Source organism: Phytoactinopolyspora endophytica (assembly GCF_004138495.1).
GTDB lineage: Bacteria > Actinomycetota > Actinomycetes > Jiangellales > Jiangellaceae > Phytoactinopolyspora > Phytoactinopolyspora endophytica.
Window position 1 is genome coordinate 142,794 of the sequence record NZ_ML142851.1, and the last position, 2,848, is coordinate 145,641.

The 2,848-nt window shown below is 65.3% G+C and carries 3 protein-coding genes; 1 reads left to right on the forward strand and 2 read right to left on the reverse strand.

Annotation, left to right across the window (positions count from 1 at the left end):
* Window positions 1–1,198: MFS transporter (locus ELR45_RS06545; protein WP_420813831.1), on the reverse strand; the 1,198-nt coding region annotated here is incomplete at its 3' end.
* Between the two features lie 51 nt (window positions 1,199–1,249).
* Between ELR45_RS06545 and ELR45_RS06550 the strand changes: the two genes are divergently transcribed.
* Window positions 1,250–1,636, forward strand: a complete 387-nt coding sequence (locus tag ELR45_RS06550; RefSeq protein WP_129664468.1) for a MarR family transcriptional regulator — start codon at window positions 1,250–1,252, stop codon at window positions 1,634–1,636.
* A 75-nt stretch (window positions 1,637–1,711) separates the two neighbouring features.
* On the opposite strand, the gene ELR45_RS06555 is transcribed toward ELR45_RS06550, so the two are convergent.
* Window positions 1,712–2,848, reverse strand: a 1,137-nt coding sequence (locus tag ELR45_RS06555; protein ID WP_165367539.1) for an MMPL family transporter, incomplete at its 5' end; no start/stop codon positions are given.

Genomic DNA, 2,848 nt, shown 5'->3' on the forward strand with positions numbered 1-2,848 from the left:
GGAAGCCGAGAGCGAAACCTATGCCGAGCAGCAGGACGCTGGGCAGAATCACAGCGGCATAGTTCGGGTCAGGGTCGATTCTGAACAGGAACAGGACATAGCCGACACTGAGCGCTGCCAGTGCGATGATGATCAGCCTCGCCGTGCCTAGACGTTGGATCATCCGGTCGGCTCTCGGCGCGGTCAGGACCACAAGCATGCCGGCAGGCAGCAATGCGAGGGACATCCGTAGAGGTGACCAGCCGAGAACGTCTTGGAGATACAGCGTCAGCATGAACTGGAAGCTCAGGTAGGAGCCGAACAGGGCGATGATGGCGATGCTGGCGCGCACGATGTGTCCGATGCGTAGGATCCCCAGCCGGACCAGCGGATGCCGCACCCGTTGCTCGACGAGGACGAAGCTCGTCAAGAGCGCGGCCGCCAGTACGAACGACCCCAGTATCCCGGGATCGGTCCAACCCGTCTCCGGGGCGGAGACCACGGTGTACACGAGCAGGAGCATGCCGCCGGTCAAGGTGATGGCACCGGCGATGTCGTAGCCGCCCGTGGCTGCCGGCCGGTCGCGAGGGATCAGTGCGATACCGGCGATGAGCGCGGCGACGGCGATCGGTACCGGTGCGAGGAACGTCCAGCGCCAGCCGAGGCCGGTCATCAGTCCGCCGAAGATCAGCCCGGACGAGAATCCGCTGGCTCCGAAGACGGTGTAGATCGACAGGGCCTTGTTGCGTGCGGCGCCTTCGGCGAACGTCGTCGTGATGATCGACAGTCCGGTCGGAGCGGTGAACGCCGCGGCGATCCCCTTGATCAGGCGGGTGATGATGAGCAGCGGGCCGTTGCTGACCAGGCCGCCGAACAATGAGGCGATGGCGAAGACGGCCAGCGCGATGAGGAAGACCTTGCGTCGGCCGAGCAGGTCGGCGGTGCGTCCGCCGAGGAGCAGCAGTCCACCGAAGCCGAGGACGTAGCCACTGACGATCCATTGCAGTGTGGAGGTCGAGAGCTCCAGTTCGGCGCCGATGGACGGGAGCGCGACGCCGACCATTGAGACGTCGAGTCCGTCGAGGAACAGGACAAGGCATAAGACGGCGAGAACGCCCCAGAGTCGTGGAGTCCACGGTTGCTGAGCGCCCTGCGACGCAGGGGTCTCGGAGGGTGTTGCGGTAGAAGTCACGGATGGAGACGTTACATGCGCGTGCATTGAATGCACAAGCATAAAATGCGCTCGCATAATATTTCGCCCGGTGTTAGAATGCGCTTCGTGATCCAGACGCAGGAGCGACAACTCGTGTCGCGCTGGCGCGAGCTGCTCAGCAGCTACAACGAGATCGCCTGCGCTCTAGACCGGGAACTCCAGGCGGAGTACGGCGTCGGCCGTAGTGAGTTCGAGGCACTTGACCGTCTGATCGAGTCCGGCCAGGAGAAGTTGCGCATGCATGACCTGGCGTCCGACATGTACCTGAGCCAGAGCGCGCTGTCCCGGGCCGTCGACCGCCTTGAGCGAGCAGGTTTCGTTGAGCGTTCCATGTGCGCGGACGATCGCCGGTCGTGTTTCGTCAGGCCCACCGAGTCGGGGAGTGAGCTTCACGCCAAGGCGCGTGAGACGCACCGCAAGGTGCTCTCCGCATATCTAGCCTGACGGCCCGCTGACCTGGGCGGACGGCCCGCCCGGGTGGCCGGGCAGGCCGTCGCGTCTCTTGCGTGTCCGGTCCGCTCAGCGGACGCCGGCGAGTTCGTCCGCCGCGGCTGCCGCGTCGTCGCCCTCACGCAGGCCGAAGCGCTGGTGCAGACGACGTAGTGGCTCCGGAGCCCACCAGGTGGCCCTTCCGAGCAGTTTCATCATCGCGGGCAGCATCGCTCCACGGATCAGCGTGGCGTCCAGCAGTACTGCGAGCGGAAGTCCGACTCCGAATGCCTTCATCAATGTGATCTCTGAGAGCAGGAACGCCAGGAAGACGATGGAGATCAGGATGGCGGCCGCGGTGACGATCCGCCCGATCCGTTCGAGTCCCACCGCCACAGCCGTGGGGCCGCTGCCAGTGCGCTCGTACTCTTCGCGGATTCTGGAGAGCATGAACACCTGGTAGTCCATAGCCAGGCCGAAGGCGACAGCGAACAGCATCACCGGAATGGTCCCGGGGAGGCTTCCCGTGACCGTGAACCCGCCGAAGAGGCCGTTCAGATGGCCGTCCTGGAAGATCCATACCAGTGCGCCGAAGGTAGCGGTCAGGCTCAGCCCGCTGAGCAGCAACGCGAGGAAAGGTAGAACGAGGCTTCCGGTGAGCAGGAACAGCAGGATGACCATGCACACGCCTAGTGCGGCCAGGCTGTAGGGCAGCCAGCTCATGAGCGCGTCGTTCCCGTCGATGGTGACCGCGGCCAGGCCGCCGACCATGATCTCGAACGGAGCGTCCGCGTCCCGGATGCCGGTCACCAGGTCCTGTGTGTCCTCGGACTCGACCGGCGTAGGGACGACCTGAAGGTACAGCGCGTCGCCGGTGGCGAAGTGCTCGTGCGCGGGTCCAGCCGGGGCGACCTCAGTGCCTGCCGTGTAGCTGCCGGTCACCGTGTCGACACGGGCCACGTTCGGCATCTCCGAGAGATAGATCGCGTAGTCCGTGACCTCCTCCTCGCTGGCTCTGGCGTCCGGAGCCACGACCTGCAGGGCGTTCTGCTCGCCGGAGTCGAACTCGGCACGGATCGTGTCGGAGACCTGCCGGGATTGCGCGGACTCGGGCATGGTCCGTTCGTCGACCTCGCCGAGCTTGAGGTCGAGGAATGGCGTGCCGAGCAGGAGAAGGAGCGCGGCGACGATCGTCGCGATCGGTGCCGGGCGGCGCATCACGAAAAG